The sequence below is a fragment of the Arthrobacter sp. Y3225116 genome, from assembly GCF_059091245.1.
The window spans coordinates 1-1,290 of the sequence record NZ_JBNHGL010000430.1 but is presented as its reverse complement, the minus strand read 5'-3'; the positions used below and the strand labels follow the sequence as shown (position 1 = coordinate 1,290).

1 protein-coding gene is annotated in these 1,290 nt (G+C 67.1%); it reads left to right on the top strand.

The genetic code is table 11. The features are described from left to right. Window positions 1–371: 371 nt before the first annotated feature. A complete protein-coding gene (rpsB, locus tag AC5RV2_RS18080; RefSeq protein WP_494093472.1) occupies window positions 372–1,271 on the top strand; it encodes a 30S ribosomal protein S2 in 900 nt (299 codons plus the stop codon). Window positions 1,272–1,290: the final 19 nt, after the last annotated feature.

Sequence of the window (1,290 nt, the reverse complement as noted above, 5' to 3'; positions counted from 1 at the left end):
GATCCTCGCCGCTGCCCCCGGTCCGCGCCGCGGCGGTGCCGGCCGGTGTGCGCAACCCCTTGGCTCGGCCCGGCTGTGGAGGGCGGGAACGCGCAGGAACAGGGTGCCGCCTGTAGTACACTGGACGAAGCAGTTTTCCGTCCATGACGCATGTCCGGACGGAGGCTGACTACGCGTGTCTGAAATCCATCGGCTTGTTCTTAGCGATGGAAGTGTGCCCAGGCGGTCCGGGAAAACCGGTCCGGGCACATGCGCCGCCGAACCGGCGGCGCCGACAGACGCCAGGAGCTTAGCCCGCCGGGCGACAAGCTAACAACCGTCTACAGGCAGCAGCCCAGGCCCAGCCCGCTGCTGCCGGAAGGAGTGACGACATGCCAGTCGTTACCATGCGCCAGCTGCTCGACAGCGGCGTACATTTCGGTCACCAGACCCGCCGTTGGAACCCGAAGATGAAGCGCTTCATCTTCACCGAGCGCAACGGCATTTACATCATCGACCTGCAGCAGTCGCTGTCCTACATCGACCGCGCCTACGAGTTCGTCAAGGCCACGGTCGCCCACGGCGGCACCGTCCTGTTCGTCGGCACCAAGAAGCAGGCCCAGGAAGCAATCGCCGAGCAGGCCACCCGTGTCGGCCAGCCGTATGTCAACCAGCGCTGGCTCGGCGGCATGATGACCAACTTCCAGACCGTCTCCAAGCGCATCTCGCGCCTGAAGGAACTCGAAGAAATCAACTTCGACGACGTCGCTGCCTCCGGCCGCACCAAGAAGGAACTGCTGCTGCTGCAGCGCGAGAAGACCAAGCTGGAAACCACGCTGGGCGGCATCCGCAACCTGACCAAGACCCCTTCGGTCATGTGGGTTGTCGACACCAAGAAGGAACACCTCGCCATCGACGAGGCCCAGAAGCTCGGCATCCCCGTGGTGGCCATCCTGGACACCAACTGCGATCCGGACGAGGTCGACTTCCCGATCCCGGGCAACGACGACGCCATCCGCTCCGTCAACCTGCTGACCCGCGTGATCGCCGACGCCGTTGCCGAGGGCCTCATCGCCCGCAACAACCGCGCCGCAGGCAACGCCGAGGCGCCGGCCGAGCCGATGGCCGAGTGGGAGCGCGAACTGCTCGAGGGCTCGACCGAGGCCCCCGCAACCGAAGCCCCCGCCGCCGCAGCCCCGGCCGCCGAAGCTCCGGCCGCCGAAGCTGCCGCTGAGGCTCCCGCCGCCGAGGCCCCGGCTGCCGAAGCACCCGCCGCGGACACCGAGAAGTAAATCCGACTCTCCCGGGGGC

Excerpts from the sequence above, each read along its gene's own strand:
- rpsB (WP_494093472.1), top strand. The coding sequence starts at position 372 with ATGCCAGTCGTTACCATGCGCCAGCTGCTCGACAGCGGCGTACATTTC.